The sequence below is a fragment of the Pelagibius sp. 7325 genome (assembly GCF_037652055.1).
Lineage (GTDB): Bacteria > Pseudomonadota > Alphaproteobacteria > Kiloniellales > Kiloniellaceae > Pelagibius.
Window position 1 is genome coordinate 1,494,700 of sequence record NZ_JBBKAH010000002.1, and the last position, 21,008, is coordinate 1,515,707.

The 21,008-nt window shown below is 69.0% G+C and carries 20 protein-coding genes; 17 read left to right on the top strand and 3 right to left on the bottom strand.

Annotated features, from left to right (window positions below; all coding sequences use genetic code 11):
• The first annotated feature begins 53 nt into the window (after positions 1-53).
• The 5 genes from WDC82_RS08935 to WDC82_RS08955 all read left to right on the top strand — a co-directional run bounded on the left by WDC82_RS08935 (position 54) and on the right by WDC82_RS08955 (position 4,445).
• Positions 54-1,091: a peptidylprolyl isomerase gene (locus WDC82_RS08935; RefSeq protein ID WP_340116914.1), complete on the top strand. Its 1,038-nt coding sequence runs from the start codon at positions 54-56 to the stop codon at positions 1,089-1,091.
• Positions 1,092-1,180: 89 nt separating this feature from the next.
• Entirely contained in the window at positions 1,181-2,197 is a 1,017-nt protein-coding gene (locus WDC82_RS08940) for a peptidylprolyl isomerase (protein WP_340116915.1), read from the top strand.
• Between the two features lie 93 nt (positions 2,198-2,290).
• Positions 2,291-3,523 (top strand): bifunctional glutamate N-acetyltransferase/amino-acid acetyltransferase ArgJ, encoded by a 1,233-nt coding sequence (gene argJ / locus WDC82_RS08945; protein WP_340116916.1) that lies wholly within the window; start codon positions 2,291-2,293, stop codon positions 3,521-3,523.
• An 82-nt stretch (positions 3,524-3,605) separates the two neighbouring features.
• On the top strand, positions 3,606-3,998 hold the full coding sequence (locus WDC82_RS08950; protein ID WP_340116974.1) for a (deoxy)nucleoside triphosphate pyrophosphohydrolase: 393 nt from the start codon (positions 3,606-3,608) through the stop codon (positions 3,996-3,998).
• A gap of 147 nt (positions 3,999-4,145) precedes the next feature.
• Complete coding sequence (locus tag WDC82_RS08955) at positions 4,146-4,445, top strand: ribbon-helix-helix domain-containing protein (RefSeq protein ID WP_340116917.1); 300 nt, start codon at positions 4,146-4,148, stop codon at positions 4,443-4,445.
• 14 nt (positions 4,446-4,459) lie between these two features.
• Here WDC82_RS08955 and WDC82_RS08960 read toward each other — a convergent pair whose 3' ends face one another.
• Positions 4,460-5,392, bottom strand: a complete 933-nt coding sequence (locus WDC82_RS08960; protein WP_340116918.1) for a methyltransferase domain-containing protein — start codon at positions 5,390-5,392, stop codon at positions 4,460-4,462.
• A gap of 78 nt (positions 5,393-5,470) precedes the next feature.
• Between WDC82_RS08960 and WDC82_RS08965 the strand changes: the two genes are divergently transcribed.
• Positions 5,471-6,313: a ComF family protein gene (locus tag WDC82_RS08965; protein ID WP_340116919.1), complete on the top strand. Its 843-nt coding sequence runs from the start codon at positions 5,471-5,473 to the stop codon at positions 6,311-6,313.
• 112 nt (positions 6,314-6,425) lie between these two features.
• Positions 6,426-6,689, top strand: coding sequence for a glutaredoxin 3 (grxC, locus tag WDC82_RS08970; RefSeq protein ID WP_340116920.1), 264 nt, complete (start codon positions 6,426-6,428; stop codon positions 6,687-6,689).
• Here the strand turns inward: grxC and WDC82_RS08975 are convergent.
• Positions 6,686-7,246: a class I SAM-dependent methyltransferase gene (locus WDC82_RS08975; protein ID WP_340116921.1), complete on the bottom strand. Its 561-nt coding sequence runs from the start codon at positions 7,244-7,246 to the stop codon at positions 6,686-6,688. The genes grxC and WDC82_RS08975 overlap by 4 nt on opposite strands.
• A 114-nt stretch (positions 7,247-7,360) precedes the next feature.
• On the opposite strand from WDC82_RS08975, the gene WDC82_RS08980 reads away from it, so the two are divergent.
• Positions 7,361-7,825 carry a DUF1178 family protein gene (locus tag WDC82_RS08980; RefSeq protein ID WP_340116922.1) on the top strand — a complete coding sequence of 155 codons (465 nt, stop codon included), beginning with the start codon at positions 7,361-7,363 and terminating at the stop codon, positions 7,823-7,825.
• Here the strand turns inward: WDC82_RS08980 and ubiG are convergent.
• Positions 7,822-8,631 carry a bifunctional 2-polyprenyl-6-hydroxyphenol methylase/3-demethylubiquinol 3-O-methyltransferase UbiG gene (ubiG, locus tag WDC82_RS08985; RefSeq protein ID WP_340116975.1) on the bottom strand — a complete coding sequence of 270 codons (810 nt, stop codon included), beginning with the start codon at positions 8,629-8,631 and terminating at the stop codon, positions 7,822-7,824. The genes WDC82_RS08980 and ubiG overlap by 4 nt on opposite strands.
• Positions 8,632-8,871: 240 nt before the next feature.
• On the opposite strand from ubiG, the gene WDC82_RS08990 reads away from it, so the two are divergent.
• The 9 genes from WDC82_RS08990 (at position 8,872) to WDC82_RS25225 (ending at position 20,999) form a co-directional block, all read left to right on the top strand.
• The gene (locus WDC82_RS08990; RefSeq protein ID WP_340116976.1) at positions 8,872-10,092 is read left to right on the top strand and encodes an aspartate kinase; all 1,221 of its coding nucleotides are present in this window, start codon (positions 8,872-8,874) and stop codon (positions 10,090-10,092) included.
• Between the two features lie 54 nt (positions 10,093-10,146).
• Entirely contained in the window at positions 10,147-12,426 is a 2,280-nt protein-coding gene (gene ptsP, locus WDC82_RS08995; RefSeq protein WP_340116923.1) for a phosphoenolpyruvate--protein phosphotransferase, read from the top strand.
• 177 nt (positions 12,427-12,603) lie between these two features.
• On the top strand, positions 12,604-14,013 hold the full coding sequence (locus WDC82_RS09000) for a RodZ domain-containing protein (RefSeq protein ID WP_340116924.1): 1,410 nt from the start codon (positions 12,604-12,606) through the stop codon (positions 14,011-14,013).
• A gap of 241 nt (positions 14,014-14,254) precedes the next feature.
• Positions 14,255-15,415, top strand: coding sequence for a flavodoxin-dependent (E)-4-hydroxy-3-methylbut-2-enyl-diphosphate synthase (gene ispG, locus WDC82_RS09005; RefSeq protein WP_340116925.1), 1,161 nt, complete (start codon positions 14,255-14,257; stop codon positions 15,413-15,415).
• 22 nt (positions 15,416-15,437) lie between these two features.
• Positions 15,438-16,709 (top strand): histidine--tRNA ligase, encoded by a 1,272-nt coding sequence (hisS, locus tag WDC82_RS09010; protein ID WP_340116926.1) that lies wholly within the window; start codon positions 15,438-15,440, stop codon positions 16,707-16,709.
• A 9-nt stretch (positions 16,710-16,718) separates the two neighbouring features.
• Positions 16,719-18,032 carry a glutamyl-tRNA reductase gene (hemA, locus tag WDC82_RS09015; protein WP_340116927.1) on the top strand — a complete coding sequence of 438 codons (1,314 nt, stop codon included), beginning with the start codon at positions 16,719-16,721 and terminating at the stop codon, positions 18,030-18,032.
• A complete protein-coding gene (prfA, locus tag WDC82_RS09020; protein ID WP_340116928.1) occupies positions 18,029-19,105 on the top strand; it encodes a peptide chain release factor 1 in 1,077 nt (358 codons plus the stop codon). Before hemA ends, prfA begins: the two co-directional genes overlap by 4 nt.
• A 10-nt stretch (positions 19,106-19,115) precedes the next feature.
• Positions 19,116-20,009: a peptide chain release factor N(5)-glutamine methyltransferase gene (gene prmC, locus WDC82_RS09025; protein WP_340116929.1), complete on the top strand. Its 894-nt coding sequence runs from the start codon at positions 19,116-19,118 to the stop codon at positions 20,007-20,009.
• Between the two features lie 195 nt (positions 20,010-20,204).
• Entirely contained in the window at positions 20,205-20,999 is a 795-nt protein-coding gene (locus WDC82_RS25225; protein WP_370661536.1) for a DUF4167 domain-containing protein, read from the top strand.
• The last annotated feature ends 9 nt before the right edge of the window (positions 21,000-21,008 follow it).

Below are 21,008 nucleotides of genomic sequence, written 5' to 3' on the forward strand. Positions count from 1 at the left end.
TTCCCCTGTTTGACCCCTTGTGATATAGCCCGTGCCGTGCATGATGCGTAGCCATGGCGGCACAGGAACACAACAGGATCGGCGGCATCAACCGGGCGTTTTCCGGGCTCTTGGTGCTTGGGATGGCGCTGCTGCCGGCCGCGGGGATGGCGCAGACCGTAACCCCGGACAGCCCGGCCGCCAGCCCTGTCCCGGAGAATACCGTGTCCGAGGCGCTGCCTCTGCCCGATGCGCCGGCGGCCCCTGCCGCCGCCGGTCCCGAGGTCGCCCGCCTCAAGGAAGCCTTCGAGCAGATGAATGCAGAGAACCCGGTGGTTGCGCGGGTGAATGGGCATGAAATCCGCTGGTCCGAGGTGGTGGCGTCCGCCGACGACCTGCCGGAGCGTTACCGCGAACAGATTGAGTCGGTGTTCCCGGCTCTGCTCGACCGCCTGGTCGACCTGCGCCTGCTGGCCGATGCCGCCCGCGCCGAGGGTCTTGGCGAGGACGCCGCGGTGCGCCGGCGCATTGCCGCCTACGAAGACCGCGTGCTGTCGGGCACCCTGCTGGAGCGCTACCTGGCCGAAAACGTCACCACCGCCGCCCTGCGCCAGCGCTATGACGCCTTGGTGGCGGCGCGCCGCGGCGACCGCGAGATCCGCGCCCGTCACATCCTGCTGGACAGCCGGGAGGCCGCCGAGGCGGCGATCGCCCGCCTCGACGCCGGTGAGGTCTTCATCTCGCTGGCGACGGAGCTTTCCCAGGGCACCTCGGCGGACCGCGGCGGCGATCTCGGCTACTTCCATCCCAGCCGCATGGCGCCGGCCTTCGCCGAGGCGGCGCTGGCCCTGGAACCGGGCCATTACACCGACGCGCCGGTGCGGACCGAGTTCGGCTGGCACGTCATCCTGCTGGTCGACCGCCGCGCCGATGACATTCCTTCCTTTCTCGACATGCAGGACAAGCTGCGCGAGGAAGCTACCAAGCTGGCGGTGGACCGCCTGCTGATCGCGCTGCGCCAGCAAGCCGCCCTTGAGATGTTTCCGGAAGACGCCGGCGCCGCTGTCGGCCCGGAAGCCGGACAGGCCGGGGAAGCGCCCGCCAAGGAGTAGTCCGGCAAAGAAACAGCCCGGCGAGGGATCGGCCCGCCGCCGGGACCCGTTATTGACGGGGCTTCGCGCCCCCAAAGGAGATTTTTTCGATGAGCAAGTTGTCGTTAGTCGCCGCGCTGATCGGCGCCGCCGTGATCGGCGCGGTGATCGCCGTCGTGGCTCAGCCGCTGGTCATGCCGTACATGCCGCAAGGCGAGATGGCCAGCGCACCGGCGGACACACCCGCTGACGCCATGGCGGAGTCGTCCACCGAGAGCACCGACGCGGCCGACGCCGCGGCGCAAGACGAAGGCGAGGCGGTCGCCATGGTGAACGGCAAGGCGATCACCGAAACCGACCTCGCCGCCTTCATCCAGCAGCTGCCGCCGCAACTGCAGGGCCAGGTACAGCTGCTGATGCCGCAGATCCTCGACCAGCTGGTGAACAACGCGCTGTCGACCCAGGCGGGCCGCGAGGCCGGCCTGGCCGACGATGCCGACGTGGAGCGCCGGGTCGGCAAGATCGCCGATCTCATCATCGGTCAGACCTACCTGACCCGCGCCATCGACGAGCGCGTGACCGAAGACAAGGTCGAGGCCGCCTACCAGAAATTCCTGGAGGAGAACCCGCCGCAGCGTCAGCTGCAGGCCCGCCACATCCTGGTCGAGACCGAGGAGGAGGCGAAGGAAGTCATCGGCGCGCTGGACGGCGGCGCCGACTTCGCCGAGTTGGCCAAGGAGAAGTCGACCGGCCCGAGCGGCGCCAACGGCGGCGAGCTGCCGCCGTTCAAGGAAGGCGAGATGGTGCCGGCCTTCTCCGATGCCGCCTTCGCCATGGAGGTCGGTACCTACTCCAAGGAGCCGGTGAAGACCCAGTTCGGCTTTCACGTGATCAAGCTGGAAGGCAGCACGATGACCGAGCCGCCGGCCAAGGCCGAGGTCGAGGGCCAGCTGCGCGACCAGATCTCCCAGGAGGCGGTGGAGGAAGTCTATGCCGACCTGCGCGAGGGTGCCGAGATCGAAATCCTGCTCGGCAAGCCAGCGGAGGGGGACACTCCCGCGGAGAACGCACCCGCCGAGGCACCGCAGGACGGCGCTGCCGAACCGGCCGCGCCTGCCAACAACTGAGGCGCCGGCAACGCATGACTGACAATAAGTAACTGGACCCACTCGCGGCGGACCTTGCTGAGGTCCGCCGCGACCTCAGCGGGGAATTCTGCCTTGGCCCTGACGCGCTCTCCTTTGGCACCGAACAGCTTTCCAGCCCTGCCGCCGATCGCCGGGCTCTCAATCGCGACGGCCGCCGTCGGCATCAAGTACAAGGGGCGTACGGACGTCTGCCTCATGGTGATGGACGCCGGCAGCACCGTCGCCGGCGTGCTGACCCGCTCCAAGACTGCCTCGGCACCGGTCGACTGGTGCCGTCAGCAGCTGCCGCACGGCCGTGCCCGCGCCATCATCGTGAACTCGGGCAATGCCAACGCCTTCACCGGCAAGACCGGCGAGACCTCGGTGCGCCGCGTCGTCGAGGCGGTGGCGGCCAGCCTCGGTTGCCGCCGGCAGGACGTGCTGGCTGCTTCCACCGGCGTCATCGGACAGCCGCTGCCGACGGAAAAGTTCGTCAAGGCCATCGGCAGCCTGCCCAAAAAGCTGAAGCCCGACGCTCTGAAGGACGCGGCCGAGGCGATCATGACGACCGACACCTATCCCAAGGCGGCGGTGCGCCAGACCGAGATCGGCGGCAAGCCGGTGACCATCGCCGGCATCGCCAAGGGCTCCGGCATGATCGCGCCGGACATGGCAACCATGCTGTCCTTCGTGTTCACCGACGCGCGCCTGCCGGCGCCGCTGCTGCAGGCGATGCTGCGCGAGGGTGTCGACAAGTCGTTCAACTGCATCACCGTCGACGGCGACACCTCGACCAGCGACACCCTGTTGATGGGGGCCACCGGCAAGGCCAAGCATCCGCGTGTCAGCGAACCGCGCGACCCGAGACTCGCCGCTTTCCGCGCGGCGCTCGACGATCTCCTGGCCGACCTCGCCCAGCAGGTGGTGCGCGACGGCGAGGGCGCCGGCAAGTTCATCACCGTCCGGGTGCGCGGCGCGGCCTCGCGCAACGCTGCGCGGCGCATCGGCCTCGCCATCGCCAATTCGCCGCTGGTGAAGACCGCCATCGCCGGCGAGGACGCCAACTGGGGCCGCATCGTCATGGCGGTCGGCAAGTCGGGCGAGAAGGCCGACCGCGACCGTTTGGGCATCGCCATCGGCGGGGTGCAGGTCGCCGCCGCGGGCGAGGTGGTGCCGGACTATGACGAAACGCCGGTCGCCGCGCACATGAAGGGCCAGGAGATCGACATCGAGGTCGACATCGGTATCGGGCGCGGCAAGGCCACGGTGTGGACCTGCGACCTGACCCACGGCTACATATCCATCAACGCCGACTATCGGAGCTAATCGCTTGGCGGAGAGCGCGGGACCGGCCGAATCGGGCTGCTGGCGCGACGATGCGCGGGGGGCGTCCGCCCAGGCGAAGGCGATCCTGCTGGTCGCCGCTGGCGCGCTGGTCGACATCGACGGCCGCGTTCTGATCGCCGAGCGCCCGCAGGGCCGCTCGATGGCCGGTCTCTGGGAATTTCCCGGCGGCAAGGTGCACGAAGGCGAAACCCCGGAGGCCGCCCTGGTGCGCGAGCTGCACGAGGAACTGGGCATCGACACCCGGCAGAGCTGCCTCGCGCCGATCGCCTTCGCCTCTCACGCCTATGACGATTTCCACCTGCTGATGCCGCTCTATGCCTGCCGCACCTGGCACGGCGAGCCGCGCGGCCGCGAGGGCCAGCGCCTGGCCTGGGTGCGGCCGGCACGCCTGGCCGACTATCCCATGCCGCCGGCCGACGTTCCTTTGGTCGCCCTGCTGCGCGATCTGCTTTAACCTCTCCCTACTCTGCAAAACAGGCCGTTACCGTGCAAACGGTAAGAGGCCGAAGCGAGGTGCTGCGACATTTCCGGGAACGGGCGGAGAGTGCTTGCTACTGTCGGTTGCTGGGAGTTAAAGTGAACTTTCAACGATTGTTATTTCTTGAAACGATTTTCTTCGGGTCCCGTGTCTACGCTGATTAGCCGCAATATTACGCTCGCGGACAGGCGGACGAGTATCCGGCTTGAGCCGGAAATGTGGGATGCATTGAACGAGATCTGCGCCCGCGAAGGACGCAGTCTCCACGACATCTGCACACAGATCGACCGCGACCGCACCCAATCCGGCCTCACCGCCGGGGTGAGGGTGTTCGTTTTGAATTACTTCCGCCGGGCCGCGACGGAAGAGGGTCACGCGCGCGCCTCGCGGGATCGCGGCGTTCCCGATCAGCGGCTGGGCTGATTCCAGCCGCTGCCCTAGTTCTTCTTGCCGGTCTTTTCGCCGGCTGAGACCTCGGTGCTGTCCAGCGCCGTGGCAAGGCGTGCCTGGGCGCTGCCGGGTCTCAAGGCCTGCGGCTGCGAGGCATGCGGCGCCCAGCCGGTCAGATAGAGAATCTCGAATGTCGCCGGAATGCGCCCGGCGGCGTCCGCGCGGGTCTCCTGGTAGACCGCCGCCGCGCGCAGCAGCGTCTCGCGGCGGCTCATTCCGCGGCGGCGGTTGCGGTCGGTGCCGCTCTCGCCCATGCCCCGGAGATCGTGCATCAGCGCCAGCGCCGAAGAGTAGGTGACGGTCAGGGTGTCGACGTCGGCGACCGGCAGGGCAAATCCGGCGCGCTGCAGCAGCCCGCCCAGGTCGCGCAGGTCTGCGAAGGGCGAGACGCGCGGGCTGACGCCGCCCTCCACCTCGATCTCCGCCTGCATCAGCGCCTCGCGCAACTCCTTCAGGCTGTCGCCACCGATCATCGCGGCGAGGAACAGGCCGTCGGGCTTCAGCGCGCGGGCGATCTGCAGCAGGGTGCCGGGCAGGTCGTTGACCCAGTGCAGGCTCAGCACCGACAGCACGAGGTCGAGCGAGCCCTCGGCGAAGGGTAGCGCTTCTTCATCCGCGACCAGAGTGGGGCGGCCCTTGGCGGCCGCCTGCCGTGCCATGGCCGGCGAGAGATCGGCCTGCACCAGGGTTTCGATGCCGCCCAGGCCGGCGGGATTTCCGGCCAGCAGCTCGCCGACCACGCCGTGGTGGCAGCCGAGGTCGAGCGCCAGCGGAAAGCGCCGGCGGATGTCCTCCAGGCGATCGAGCAGGCGTTCGGCGACCTCGCGGATCAGGAAGTCGTGGCCGGCGATGCCGGCGGCGGCGCGCGTCCGGTGACGGCGCAGCACCCGGCGGTCGAAGATTTCGCGGCTTTCGGTCATCGCCCGCACTATGGCGCGGCGCAGCCTTCGGGAAAAGGCTGGTACCCGGCCGTCGACGCCAGCCGTTGACGCCGGCGGTTGACCCCGGCAGTTGACCCCGGGGGAAGCTCCGGCGACGATCGCTTCCCGATGCTGCCGGATGCCCGCCCGCTCGCCCGTCCATCGGGCCGTCCCCTCGCCCGCACCTTCGCTTGGGCGCTCGATCTCGTGCTGCCGCCGCGCTGCCTCGGCTGCGGCGCCCTGGTGGCGGCACAGGGCGCGCTCTGCCCGGCCTGCTGGTCGGCCATCACTTTCGTCACGGAGCCGTTGTGTCGCTGCTGCGGCCTGCCGTTTGCCTTCGGATCGGAAGAGGAAGCGGCCGGGGGCGCGGCCGAGGGCCTGGAATGCGGCGCCTGCCTTGCCGCGCCGCCGCCGTTCCGCCGGGCGCGGGCGGTGATGCGCTATGATGACGGCAGCCGACCGCTGCTGCTGGGCTTCAAGCACGGCGACCGCACCGAGGCGGCGCCGCCCTTCGCGGCCTGGCTGGCGCGCAGCGGCCGCGACCTGCTGGCCGAGGCGGATCTCATCGCGCCGGTGCCGCTGCACTGGCGCCGCCTCTTCGCCCGGCGCTTCAACCAGGCGGCTCTCCTGGCCCAGGCGCTGGGCCGCGCGAGCGGCCTGCCGGTGGTGCCCGATCTGCTGGTGCGCCGGCGGGCGACGCCGTCGCAGGGCCACCTCAGCCGCGCCGAGCGCCAGCGCAACGTTGCCGGCGCCTTCGCCGTGCATCCGCGCCGCGGCGAATTGCTGCGCGGGCGCCGCCTGCTGCTGGTCGACGACGTGATGACCACCGGGGCGACGGTATCCGCCTGTGCCCGCGCGGCTCTCAAGGGCGGTGCGGTCGAGGTCGAGGTGCTGGTGCTCGCCCGCGCCGTGCGGGACTGACCCGCCCCCGGAAAGGCGCGCCCCCCTGGAAAAGCGGACGCCGGCTCCTTAGATTGACGGCTTGAGGTATGGCGGTTCCGTGACGGGCCGCGAAGGAGATGACCGGTCAGCCATGGCAAAAGTCGAAGTCTATTCCAGCATGCTCTGCGGGTTCTGCTATCGGGCCAAGAAGCTGCTCGAACAGAAGGGGGTCTCCTTTACGGAGATCGACGTGATGATGCATCCTTCGCGCCGGGCCGAGATGGTGGAGCGCAGCGGCGGGCGCACCTCGGTGCCGCAGATCTTCATCGACGACCGCCACATCGGCGGCTGTGACGACCTTTTTGCCCTGGAATCCAGCCACAAGCTTGATGCCTTGCTGAAGCCGGCCGGCTAATCCGCCGGTTCGGATTGCGCGCAAAGCCGTTGCAGCGCTGCGGGGCGCGGCGCCTCTACAACCATATCCTCGTAGGCGATCACCTTCAGTTTGTCCCGAAAGGCGCGCAGCAGTTCGCCTTTGTCCAGCAGGAAAGCGGGATTGCTGGGCTTGCCGAAGCGCTCGTTGCCCTTGGCGAAGGTCTCGTAGAGGAGGATCCCGCCGGGCGCCAGCGCCGCCGCGAGGAGGCCGAACAGCGGCCGGTGCAGGTAGTTGGTCACCACAATGGCGCCGAAACGGCGCTTGAAGAAGGCCGGCACGCTGCCGTCTTCCAGGTCGCAGGCCAGGGCCTCCAGGCGCGGATGGGCCGCCAGGTCACCCAGGCGCGAGAGGTCGCGGTCGACTGCCAGCACCGGGTGGCCGCGTTGCAGAAACAGCCGGCTGTGACGCCCGCTGCCGCAGGCAAGGTCCAGCACCGGCGAGCCCGTGGGGACGAGCGGCACGAAGCGCACCACCCAGGCCGAGGGCTCGGCGGAAGCGTGGGATATTTCAGTGCTTTGACGGAAGGACGGTTTCACCTTATTTGTTTCCTTGGAAGGATCATCCAACCTTCATATCTATACGAAGTAAGCCTAGCAGTTTTCGCAAAGTGCTCTTTCTGGATTTTTCTTGTTGAGGACCTGCGATTTGCCATGATCGTCTTCGATCTCAAGTGCCGTAAGGACCACGTTTTCGAGGCTTGGTTTCCGGACAGCGCCAGCTTCACCGAGCAGGTGGCGGGCGGCAAGGTGCTTTGCCCGGTCTGCGGCAGCAGGAAAGTGGCGAAGGCGTTGATGGCGCCCAACGTGGTCGCCAAGAAAGGTCGCGGCTCGGCGCCCGCGCAGCCTGACGCCCCCGCGCCGGTGCCCGAGGTCGCGCTCGCCGATGCGGAGAAGGCCGGCCGGCTGCGTGGTCTGCTGCGCGAGTTGCGCGCCCATGTGGAGAAGAACTGCGACTATGTCGGCGGCGCCTTTGCCGAGGAAGCGCGCAAGATCCACTACGGCGAAACCGATCCGCGCGGCATTTACGGGGAAACCTCGGATGACGAGGCCAAGGCGCTGGAGGACGAGGGCATCGAGGTCGCCCGCGTGCCCTGGCTGCCCAGAGAGAACTCCTAAGCCTCGGAAGCCTCGGGCTTCAGCGCCAGCATCATGTAATTGACGTCCAGGTCGCGCGGCGCGAGACGCCAGCCGTCGGTCAGCGGGTTGTAAGCCATACCGCAGACCTCCTCGACGTTCAGGCCGGCGCGGCGCAATGCCGCCGCCAGTTCCGACGGCTTCAAGAAGCGGCGCCAGTCGTGGGTGCCGCGCGGCAGCCAGCGCAGCACGTATTCCGCCCCGACGATGGCCATGAGAAACGCCTTGGGCGTGCGGTTCAGGGTCGACAGCACCATGACGCCACCCGGGCGTACCAGCGCCGCCGCGGCGCCGAGGAAGGAGCCGACATCGGCGACGTGCTCCACCACCTCCATGGTCAGCACCGCATCGAACGACTCATTGCCTGCAGCGAGTTCTTCGACGCTGCCGTGACGGTAGTCGACCGTCACGCCGGACTCCGCCGCGTGCAGCGCGGCGATGCGCACGTTCTTTTCGGCGGCATCCAGGCCGGTCACCGCGGCGCCGAGGCGCGCCAGCGGTTCCGTCAGCAGACCGCCGCCGCAGCCGACATCCAGCAGCTTCAGCCCTTGCAGAGGCCTGTCCGCCATCGGGTCGCGCCCGAAGTGGGCGCAGAGCCGGTCGCGGATGAAGCTCAGGCGCACCGGATTGACCCGGTGCAGCGGGCGGAACTTGCCGTCCGGGTCCCACCAGGCCTCGGCGATGGCGGTGAACTTGGCGATCTCCCCCTCATCGATGCTGGGCGCATCGATGCTCGCCGCTGGCCGTCCTGCAGCAGTCTCCGGGGGTCGCTTCTGGCGCTCGGCCATCCCTGTCACCTCGATATCCAATGATGCCGGCTGTCGCGGATTCCGGCCGCTCCGCCTGCCCCCCGTACTTGCGCTGGGGCAGCGCTAAGAGTATGGATAGCCGCCGCTTTGCGGGCAACCTTCCAAGCCGGGAAAGCGGCCGGGCGGGGACTTGCGCGCCGGTGGCCTGGGGGCGGGCTGGAGACGGCCGGGCCGGCCGCAGCAGCAGCAACGAAATCGCAGCAAGGCTTGAACAAGACGATGGCCCGCATCGTGATGAAATTCGGCGGCACTTCGGTGGCCGACCTGGAACGGATCCGGCGCGCCGCCACGCGGGTCAAGGCCGAGGTCGAGGCCGGCAACGAGGTCGCCGTGGTGGTTTCCGCCATGGCCGGCGTGACCAATGCTATGGTCAAGCTGGTCAGCGACGCGGCGAGGCTTGCGGACCTGCGCGAATACGACGTGGTGGTCTCCTCCGGCGAGCAGGTGACCTCCGGCCTGATGGCCATCGTTTTGCAGTCCATGGGGGTGCCGGCGCGCTCCTGGATGGGCTGGCAGATCCCGATCGTCACCGACGACTCGCACGGCTCTGCGCGCATCGAGAACATCGCGGTGGACGATGTGGTGCGTCGCTTCGGCGAGGGCCAGGTCGCGGTTGTCGCCGGCTTCCAGGGTATCGACCCGGCCGGGCGCATCACCACCCTGGGCCGCGGCGGCTCCGACACCTCGGCGGTGGCGCTGGCCGCCGCGCTGCAGGCCGAGCGCTGCGATATCTACACCGACGTGGATGGCGTCTACACCACCGACCCGCGTATCGTTGCCAAGGCCCGCAAGCTGGATAGAATCACCTACGAGGAGATGCTGGAGATGGCCTCCCAGGGGGCCAAGGTGCTGCAGACCCGCTCGGTCGAGATGGCCATGAAGCACCATGTGCGGGTCCAGGTGCTGTCCAGCTTCGAGAATTCTCCCGGAACCCTAGTCGTCGACGAGGATGAGATCGTGGAACAAGCCCTTGTCTCTGGCATCGCCTACAGCCGCGACGAAGCCAAGATCACGCTGCTGCGCGTGCCGGACCAGCCGGGCGTCGCGGCCAAGATCTTCGGTCCGCTGGCCGAGGCGGCGATCAACGTGGACATGATCGTGCAGAACGTCTCCGCCGAGACCGGGCGCACCGACCTCACCTTCACCGTCGGCAAGGCCGAACTGGAGCGCGCCGTGCAGGTGCTGCGCAGCCGCCAGGCGGAACTGAAGTTCGAAGAACTGCGCTCGGACGCCAACGTGGTGAAGGTCTCAGTCATCGGCGTCGGCATGCGCAGCCACGCCGGCGTCGCCCAGCAGATGTTCACAGCGCTGGCCGAGCGCGGCATCAACATCCAGGTGATTTCCACCTCCGAGATCAAGGTTTCCGTGCTGATCGCCGAGGAGTACACCGAGCTTGCCTTGCGCGGACTGCACACCGCCTACGGCCTGGATGCGGCCTAGCCCCCGTGATCTGGCAGGGCTGACCCGCCGCACCGCCGGCCGGGGAGCGGGAGAGTGAGCGCGCCGCCCGGCATCGACCCGGGCTGGGCGGGATCGCGCCGTCTGCTGCGGCTGCTGCGCGACCTGATGAAGGGCAAGGGGTCGAGCCAGACGCGGCTCGACAAGGTGGTCGACCTCATCGCCCAGGACATCGTCGCCGAGGTCTGCTCGATCTACCTGCTGCGCAGCGGCGACGTGCTGGAACTCTTCGCCACCAAGGGCCTGAAGCCGGCCGCCGTGCACAAGACGCGCATGCGGGTCGCCCAGGGTCTTGTCGGCCTCATCGCCGCCCAGGCGCGCCCGGTCGCCCTGGCGGACGCGCAGAGCCATCCCAATTTCGCCTACTTCCCGGAAACCGGCGAGGAAGTCTACCAGTCGCTGATGGGCGTGCCGATCATGCGCGGCGGGCGGGTACTTGGCGTCCTGGTGGTGCAGAACCGCACCCAGCGCAACTACACCGAGGAAGAGGTCGAGGCGCTGGAGACCGTCGCCATGGTGCTGGCGGAGATGCTGACCGGCGACAGTCTGCTGGATGTCACGGCCGCGGGATCCGCGGCGGCCGCCGGCACCATGCCGGCGCGGCTCAGCGGCATGGTGCTGAACGAGGGCCTGGCCATCGGCACTGCCGTGCCCCACCAGCGCGGCATCGTCATCACCCAGGTGGTCGCCGAGGATCCGGAGGCCGAGCTGCGGCGCCTGGACGGCGCGCTGGGTAAGATGCGCGAGGCGCTCGACGTCATGCTGGCGCGCAGCGATGTGGCACGCGATGGCGAGCATCGCGAAGTGCTGGAAACCTACCGTATGTTCGCCGACGACCGCGGCTGGATGCGGCGCATGCACGACGCCGTGCGCGGTGGGCTGACCGCCGAGGCAGCGGTGCAGAAAATCCAGAACGAGACCCGCGCGCGCATGGCGGCGATCAAGGACCCCTACCTGCGCGCGCGACTGGCCGATCTCGACGACCTCGGCAACCGGCTGCTGCACCACCTCCTGGGCCTGGAGGAGAAGCGTGAGGAGGATCTGCCGAACGATATGGTGCTGATCGCGGCGGACCTCGGCCCGGCTGAGCTGCTCGACTACGACCAGAGCCGCCTGCGCGCGGTGGTGCTGGAGCACGGTGCGCCGACTTCCCACGTCGCCATCGTGGCGCGGGCCTTGCAGATTCCGATGATCGGGCGCTGCGGCGGCATCGGCACCGAGGTGCGCGAGGGCGACCGGGTGATCGTCGACGGCGAGACCGGGCAGGTGCTGCTGCGCCCCAGCCCGGCAGTGCTGGCGGGCTTTGCCGAGAGCATGGCCAACAAGGAACGCCAGCGCGAGGCCTACCGCGCGGTGCGCGGGCTGCCGTCGGTCAGCCGCGACGGCGAGGCGGTGAGCCTGCTGATCAATGCGGGGTTGATGATCGACCTGCCGCACCTGCGCGACGGCGGCGCCGAGGGCATCGGGCTCTGCCGCACCGAGGTGCCTTTCATGATCCGCGATTCCTTTCCGGACGTGCCGACCCAGACCGAGATCTACAGCAAGATCCTGGATACCGCCGACGGCAAGCCGGTGGTGTTCCGGACCCTCGACGTCGGCGGCGACAAGGTGCTGCCTTACTGGCGCGGCGGCGATGAGGAGAACCCGGCGATGGGCTGGCGCGCCATCCGCATCGGTCTCGACCGCCCGGCGCTGCTGCGCCGCCAGCTGCGCGCCCTCTTGCACGCGGCGGCCGGGCGCACGCTGTCGGTCATGTTCCCCATGGTCAGCGACGTGGCCGAGTTCGAGGCCGCCAAGGACCTGCTGCAGCGCGAAATCGAGCGTGAAAAGGCCTTTGGCGACCGCCTGCCGGCGCAGATCCGCGTCGGCGCCATGCTGGAGGTGCCGGCGCTCGCCCTGCAGTTGCCACAGTTGCTGCCGCGCTGCGACTTCGTTTCCCTCGGCACCAACGACCTGGTGCAGTTCCTCTTCGCCGCCGACCGCGGCAACCCGCGCCTTGCGCGGCGCTACGACGCGCTGTCGCCGGCGGTGCTTGGCTTCATCCGCCAGATCGCCCGCCAGGCTGCCGAGCACGGCAAGCCGCTCACCGCCTGCGGCGAGATGGCGGGCCACCCGCTGGAGGCGATGGCACTGATCGGCTGCGGCATCCAGCGCCTGTCGATGGCTCCGCAGGCGATCGATCCGGTAAAAACCATGGTGCGCGGGCTGGAAGTGGAGCCGCTCAGGGACTGCATCAATCAATTATTAACTTTGCCGGATCACAGTATCAGGGAACAGTTAAAGTCCTACGCGTCAGATCGCGACGTCCCGATCTAACGCGTTGCTGCGGCAGAGAGAACATTGTTAAATGTTCAGGCATGCGACGGCGGCGGCGATGGCCGCCCCGCGCAAGATATGCTCGACACGCGGTATCGAGTGCGCCTGACGCTGAATGGCCCTTGCAGGGCACGATCCTTTGAAGGCGTAGTTCCCGTCCGGAAGATGTGAGACCCCGTGGCACACCCGTTGAAGAAGAGCGAAGACAAGCGCGCGGAGCCCAAGTTCGGTGAACCGAAGCTGGGCGAACCCAAGTTGGTCGAGACCGACGGCGCTTCCGAAATCACCATTGCACAGGCGCTGACCGGCGAGCAGGTCGCCGACACGCTGATCCGTGCGCGACAACAGCTCGGCCAGGACCTGCGCTCGATCGCAGAGGTCCTCTGCATCCGCTATTCCTATCTCGATGCCATCGAGCGCGGCCAGTACGAGAACCTGCCCGGACCGACCTATGCCATGGGCTTCGTGCGAACCTATGCCGAATACTTGGGCCTCGACGGCGACCAGGTGGTCGACCGCTTCAAGCACGAGGTCGAGGGCATCGACAGCCAGACCAAGCTGCATTTCCCGACGCCGGCGCCGGAGGGCAAGATGCCCGGCGGCGCGGTGTTCCTCGTCGCCGCGCTGCTGTTCGCCGGCGCCTACGGCGTTTGGTTCTACCTTTCCAACCAGGGCGAAAGCCTGAGCGACCTGGTCGCGCCGGTGCCCGAGCAGTTGCAGGACATGGTCGGCGGCACGACCCAGACGGCGGAGAGCCCCGGCTCGGCCCCGGCCGTCCCGGCGCCTAGTGCTGCCCGCGAGGCCGCCACGCCGGCTCCGGCGGTCACCGTGCAGCCCGACTCCGAGGCCGCCGCTCCGGCGCAGGCTGGCGCTGAGCCGACGACCGCCGAAATCCCGGAAACCCCGGCCGAAGCCCCGGCCGAAACCCCGGCGCAAACGACCCCGGTGCAAACGACCCCGGCAGAGACGCCTGCGCTGGCAGAGACGCCATCCGCGGTTCCCGCTGCGCCCTCGACGGCCCGCGGCGACACGCCTTCCGATACCGTCTCCAGTGTGCCTTCCAGCGCGCCGGCTTCCGCCGCGCGGCCGCAGGAAAGCCCCGCGACGGCGCCTCAGGCCGGCGTGGCGGCCAATCAACCCACGGCACCGCAAGCGACCCCGCAGGCCGATGCGCCGACGCCCCCGGAAGAGCCCGTCGCAGCCGAGCCCGCGCCCAGCGAACCCTATGCCATTCCGGCGGCGCCGGAAGGCAACGCCCCGGCGACCGCCTTCCTGCTCAACCACGAGCCGACGGTCTACGGCGAGGAGAACGCCGGCGCGCGGATCGTTCTCAAGGCCAACCAGGACGCCTGGGTGCAGGTCCGCGACCGCCAGGGCAACCTGCTGCTGACCCGCGTGCTGCGCGTCGGCGACAGCTACATGGTACCGAACGACGCCGATCTGACCCTGCTGACCGGCAATGCCGGCGGCCTGGAAATCAGCGTCGATGGCAGCGCGCTGCCGCCGCTCGGCCCGGTCGGCGCGGTGCGCCGCAATATCCCGCTGGACCCCGAGCAGCTGCGCAACGGCGCCGGCCGCCAGCCCTAAAAGGGCGACGCTCTGCCAATCCCGACAGGGCCGCCCCGCGTATGCCGGGCGGCCCTTCGCTTTTGCGGGCGTCGGCTCTCACCTTGAAGTTTGCGGCGTTTCGGCGCATCTTGCGCCCGGACACCCGCCGCCCGCGCTGCCGGGGATGGCCGGGATTTGGCTTGAAAGCAGTCGGCCAGGCTCTGACATAGTGCCTACAGGCCATTGGGCCCTTCGCCGGCGGCACGTGGGACAGGAAGGCATGAGCGTTCGCCCTTATCGCGATATTCTTCGGCGCAAGTCGCGCCAGATCCATGTCGGCAAGGTGCCGGTGGGCGGCGACGCGCCGATTACCGTCCAGTCCATGACCAATACCCGCACCACCGACATTCAGGGCACCATCGACCAGGTCCGCGCGCTGGAGATGGCCGGCGCCGACATCGTGCGCATCTCCTGCCCCGACGAGGACTCCACCGCGGCGCTGAAGAAGATTATCCCGGAAGTGACGGTGCCCATAGTCGCCGACATCCACTTCCACTACCGCCGCGGCATCGAGGCGGCCGAGGCCGGCGCTGCCTGCCTGCGCATCAACCCCGGCAACATCGGCTCGCGCGAGCGCGTGCGCGAGGTGGTGAAGGCCGCGCGCGACAACAACTGCTCGATCCGCATCGGCGTCAACGCCGGTTCGCTGGAAAGAGAACTGCTGGAGCGCTACGGCGAACCCTGCCCGGAGGCCATGGTGGAGAGCGCGTTGAACCACGCGCGCATCCTGGAGGACGAGGACTTCTTCGAGTTCAAGATCTCCTGCAAGGCCTCGGACGTCTTCCTCGCGGTTGCCGCCTACATGGCACTGGCCGAGGCCTGCGACTACCCGTTGCACCTCGGCATCACCGAAGCGGGTGGGCTCAGGAGCGGCACCGTGAAGTCGTCGGTCGGCATGGGCAACCTGCTGTGGGCCGGCATCGGCGACACCATCCGCGTGTCGCTCTCGGCCGACCCGGTCGAAGAGATCAAGGTCGGTTTCGACATCCTGAAATCGCTCGGCCTGCGCCACCGCGGCGTCAACGTGATTTCCTGCCCGTCCTGCGCGCGCCAGCAGTTCGAGGTCATCAAGACCGTCGAGGTGCTGGAACAGCGGCTCGCTCACATCACCACCCCCATGACGATTTCCGTCATCGGCTGCGTGGTGAACGGCCCGGGCGAGGCGCTGATGACCGACATCGGCTTCACCGGCGGCGGGCGCGGCACCCACCAGGTTTATATCAACGGCCTGCAGGACCATCGCCTGAAGGACGACAACATCGTTGACCACCTGGTCGAGCTGGTCGAAGCCAAGGCTGCCGAGATCGAGGCGGCGAAAGCGGCCGAAGAAGCCGAGGCGGAATCCGGTACCGGCGGCAAGCTCGCCGCCGCCGCCTCTTAGCCTCTTCCGGAGCCACAGTCCCGTGAGCAGTCTGCAGCCCGTCAGGGGTACCCACGATCTTTTGCCTGAGGCCATGCGCCGCCACCGCGCGGTGATCGATACCGCGCGCGAGGTCGCCGCGCGCTACGGTTTCCAGGAGATGGCGACACCGATCTTCGAGTTCACCGAAGTGTTCAAGCGCACCCTCGGCGACACCTCCGACATCGTGACGAAGGAGATGTACACCTTCGCCATGGGCGCGGGTAAGGGCAGCAGCGCGGACGAGGAAGGCGCCACCATTACTCTCAGGCCGGAGAACACCGCCGGCGTGGCGCGCGCCTTCATCTCCGGCGGGCTGGCCCAGCAGGTGCCTGTGAAAGCCTTCTATGCCGGGCCGATGTTCCGCCACGAGCGCCCGCAGAAGGGCCGCCAGCGCCAGTTCCATCAGTTCGGCGTCGAGCTGATCGGCGTCGCCCAGCCGCAGGCCGACATCGAGGTCATCGCCTGCGGCGCGCACATCCTGGAGGCGCTCGGACTCAGCGACGCGGTGACGCTGGAGCTGAACACGCTGGGCGACCCGGACAGCCGAACCGCCTACCGCGAGGCGCTGGTCGCCTACTTCTCGGCGCACCACGACAGCCTGTCGGAGGACAGCCGCGATCGCCTGACGCGCAATCCGCTGCGCATCCTCGATTCCAAGGACGAGGGGGACCGCAAGCTGGTCGCCGACGCGCCGCTCTTCGAGGACTACCTCAATGCCGGGAGCCGTGACTTCTTCGCTGCCGTGCGCGAGGGGCTGGAGAGTCTCGGCATTGCCTACAGGCTGAATCCGCGCCTGGTGCGCGGGCTCGACTACTACTGCCACACCGCCTTCGAGTTCACCACCGACCGCCTCGGCGCGCAGAGTGCCGTGATGGCGGGCGGGCGCTATGACGGCTTGATCGAGACCATGGGCGGCCCGGCGACGCCGGGCGTCGGCTGGGCCTCCGGCATCGAGCGCCTGGCGATGCTGCTGGCCGAGGACATCCCGGCGCCGCGCCCCGTCGTCGTCGTGCCGGTCGGCGAGGCGGCGCAGGCCACGGCGCTGACGGTGGCGCAGGATCTGCGCCATGCCGGTTTCGTGGTGGAGCTCGGCTACTCGGGCAACCTGAAGAAGCGCCTGCAGCGGGCCAACAAGATGAATGCCCGCGCCGCCTTGCTGTTCGGCGAGGAGGAGCTGGCGGCCGGCAATGCCACGCTGCGCGACCTCGATTCGGGGGAGCAGGAACTCGTCTCGCTGAACAGCCTGGCAGAGCGCCTCTCCCGTTTGGCTTAGGGGGCCGCCATGGCGCTCACCGAGCCGACCGCTGCGGACGATCCGCTGAACCGCCTGCTGCTGCTGGGGGTCAGCGCGCGCAGCGTCGTAGCCGCGCTGCGCGATCCCCTGTTCGCCGAGGAGCCCGACCGGGCCCGCCTCATCGCCGGGCTGAAGCAGTTCGGCTGCGAAGAGGGCCTGGTGCTGGCGACCTGCGAGCGCATCGAGTTCCTGGTGGTCACGCGGCCCGGCCAGCGTGTCGCCGGCCAGTTGCTGCAGCTCATCGCCGCTGCTGCCGGCTGCACGCCGGCGGCGCTCGCCGGCCAGAGCTATTGCCACATGGGCGAGGACGCGCTGCGCCATCTGATGGCGGTGGCCGCTTCGCTGGAAAGCCAGGTGATCGGCGAGCCGCAGGTGCTGGGCCAAGTGAAGCAGTGCTACCGCGCGGCGCAGGAAGCCGGCATCGCCGGGCCCTATCTGGCCGCCGCCACCCAGGCGGCCTTCGCCGCCGCCAAGCGGGTACGCAGCGAGACGCCGATCGGCCAGCAGGCCAGTTCCATGGCGCTTACCGCCGTGCAGGTGGCGCGCGACCTGTTCGGCCGCTTCGACGCTTTGAATCTCCTGTGGCTCGGCCTTGGCGAGATGGGCGAGATGCTGAGCGACGACTTCGCCGAGGCCGGCGTGGCCCAACGTTTGGTCATGCACGCTTCGCTCGCCCGGGCAGAGGCGGCGGCGCGGCGGCTCGGTTGCAACGTCGCGCCCTGGGAAGAGCTTGACCGCCACCTCGCCGAAGCCGATATCGTTATCTCCGACGCCGGCACCGGCCGCTTCACCCTGGCGCGCGCCCAGGTCGCGGCGGCCCTCAAGAAGCGGCGCCACCGCCCGGTGCTGCTGATCGATGCCGGCGTGCCGGCCGACATCGAACCCGGCACCGGCGATCTGGCAGACGCCTTCGTCTACGATCTCGACGACCTGGAGCGCCTGGCGAGTCAGCAGTCCGGCGGCCGGGCTGCTGCCAGCGGCCAGGCCTGGGGTCTGGTCGAGGACGAATTGGCCAGCTTCCTGCGCGCCCAGGCGGAGCGCCCGGCGACGCCTTCGGTGGTCGCCCTGCGCCAGCACTTCGAGGCGGTGCGCCGCCAGGTTCTGGAAAGCGGCGATCTTCCGGCGGCGGAGGCCACCCGCCTGCTGGTGAACAAGCTGCTGCACGGCCCTTCGGAGGCGCTGCGTCGCAGCGTGGCGGAGGATCCGGCGCAGGCGGGCCGGCTGGAGGAGATGCTGCGCCGCTTGTTCGACTTGCCTGACGATGCGGTGGATGCGGTGGATAAGGAGCGGGAAGAACCGTGAACCTCGACGACAATCTGGATCGCGTGCTGCGCCGCTATGACGAGCTGCAGGACCTCGTGGCGCGCCATCCCAAGCCGGGCTCGCCCCAGCACACGGCGATGATGAAGGAGTATGCCGAGCTGACGCCGGTGGTGCAGGGCATCGAGGCGCTGCGCGGGGCCAAGCATGAGATGGCCGACCTCGCCGGGCTGATCGCCGATCCGGGGTCGGACGCGGAGATGCGCGCGCTCGCGGAAAGCGAGTTTCACGAGCTGAAGGAAAAACTGCCGGACCTGGAGCACGAACTGCAGATCCTGCTGCTGCCGAAGGACGAGGCGGATTCGCGCAACGCCATCCTGGAGGTGCGCGCCGGCACGGGCGGCGACGAGGCGGCACTGTTCGCCGCCGACCTCCTGCGCATGTACCAGCGCTATGCCGAGCTGCAGGGCTGGCGCTTCGAGATCCTCGATGCCTCCGAGACCGAGATCGGCGGCTACAAGGAAGCCAGCGCCAAGATTTCCGGGCCCCACGTCTTCGCCCGCCTGAAGTTCGAGTCGGGCGCTCACCGCGTGCAGCGCGTGCCGGTCACCGAGTCGGGCGGCCGCATCCACACATCGGCCGCCACGGTGGCGGTGCTGCCGGAGGCCGAAGAGGTCGACGTGCACATCGAGGAAAAGGATCTGCGCGTCGACACCTACCGGTCGCAGGGCGCCGGCGGCCAGCACGTGAACACCACCGACTCCGCGGTACGCATCACCCACCTGCCGACCGGCGTGGTGGTGCAGTGCCAGGACGAGAAGTCGCAGCACAAGAACCGCGCCAAGGCGATGACCATGCTGCGCGCGCGGCTCTACGAGGCGCAGCGCCAGAAGCAGTTTGACGAGCGCGCCGCCAGCCGCAAGAGCCAGGTCGGCAGCGGCGACCGCTCCGAGCGCATCCGCACCTACAACTTTCCGCAGGGCCGCGTCACCGACCACCGCATCAACCTGACGCTCTACAAGCTGGAGCGCGTCCTCGCCGGGGAAGCGCTCGACGAGTTGATCGATCCGCTGGTCGCCGCGGACCAGGCCGAAAAGCTGGCGGAGTTGCAGTGAGACGGCGGCAATGACTCTGGCCGAGGCCGTGGAAGGCGCGGCCCGGCGCCTCGCCGCGGCCGGCATCGACGAGCCCCGGCGCGACGCCCGCCTGCTGGTCTGCCGCCTTCTGGGCGGCGGCCCGGAGCTGCTGCTCGGCCATCCCGAAAGAGCGCTCAGCGAGGAAGAAGCGGCGCGCATCCAGGCGGCGGTCGCACGCCGCGTGGCGCGGGAGCCGGTGTCGCGCATCCTGGGCGAACGCGAGTTCTGGAGCCTCCCCTTCGGCCTCAATGCCGCCACGCTCGACCCGCGTCCGGACAGCGAGACCCTGGTGGAAGCGGTGCTGGCCGAATGCGCCGACCGTGCCGCCCCCCTGACGCTGCTCGATCTCGGCACCGGCACCGGTTGCCTGTTGCTGGCCTTGTTGAGCGAACTGCCGGCGGCCAGCGGCACCGGCATCGACATCAGCGCCGAGGCGGTCGAGCAGGCGGCGGGCAACGCCGGGCGGCTGGGGCTTGCCGCGCGGGCGCGCTTTGCGCGGCATTCCTGGGCGCAGGGTCTCGCCGCGCTGGGCGATGGCTGGGACGTCATCGTCAGCAACCCGCCCTATATCGCGAGCGGCGCGATCGCCGGCCTGGAGCCGGAGGTCGCCGGTTACGATCCGGCGGCGGCGCTGGACGGTGGGGCCGACGGCCTTGCGGCTTACCGGGCGCTGATCCCAGCCGCGGCGGCGGTGCTGACACCCGGCGGACTCGTCGCGCTGGAGATCGGCATCGGGCAGGCGGCCGCGGTTGAGGCACTGCTCGCGGGCGCCGGATTGGCGCCCGTCCGGCGGGCCCGTGACCTGGCCGGTGTGGAACGCTGCCTCCTGGCCACGAAAGCGCGGAATGGTGCGGCTTTGCGCCCGCCGGAGAGCCGTGGATAAATGAAAAAAAGAGTTGGAAAGCAGGGCAAAGCTCTCTACGTTGAATGAGCCGAGCCCAATTGGCTCCAGCGTCTCGGGGAGACGCAACTCACCACCCAAAATTAACTTGTGTGTGGTTTAGAGCCCGCGAAATCGCAAGATCCGCGATTTCGATGGGCGCGAGTGGCAAGTCATCCATTCTGAAGCAAGCGAATGATGAGACAAGGTCAAGGTTCCAACAATGGACGTCGGCCTCGCGGCCGAACCAATCGTAAACAGCACGGTGGTGGTGGAGGCGGCGGCGGAGGCGGCCAGTCCCGCACTCACACCTTCGACAGCAACGGGCCCGATGGCCGGGTTCGCGGCAACGCTCGGCAGGTTTTCGAGAAGTACCTGAGCCTGGCCCGCGATGCGACCTCCGCGGGCGACCGTGTCGCCGCCGAGGCCTACTTCCAGCATGCGGAGCACTATTTCCGCATCCTCAGCGACACCACCGATCCGACGCCCACCGGGCGCCGCCACGAAGATCGCCCGCAGCCTTCGTACAGCAATGACGAGGGCTACTACGGTGACGACGATGACGACGCGCCGGGCAACGGCGCGCGGGACGGCCAGGGTGAGGGTCGTCAGGAGGGTCGCCAAGAGGGTCGTCAGGAGGGGCGCCAGGAGAATCGTCAGGAAGGGCGCCAGGACGGACGATCCGAGGGACGTTCCGAGGGCCGCCAGGACGTTCGCCAGGACGGCAGGCAGAACAACGCCGGCCAGCGGCCGCCGCGCCGCGATCGCGAGCAGCGCAATGCCCCGGAGGCAGTGGCACCGGCGACGGACGACCAGCCGCAGCCGGCCCCGCAGGGGCAGCCGCAGCCGCAGCCGGACGTCCAGTCCGTGGAGGGTGAGGCCCCGGCGCGGCCGCGTCGTGGCCGTCCGCGCAAGCCGCGCCCGGATGACGACGGCCAGCCGCGTCAGCCGGAAACGACCCCCGAGACCGAAAGCGGTCCGGCAGCCAGCTGAAAGTTTGAC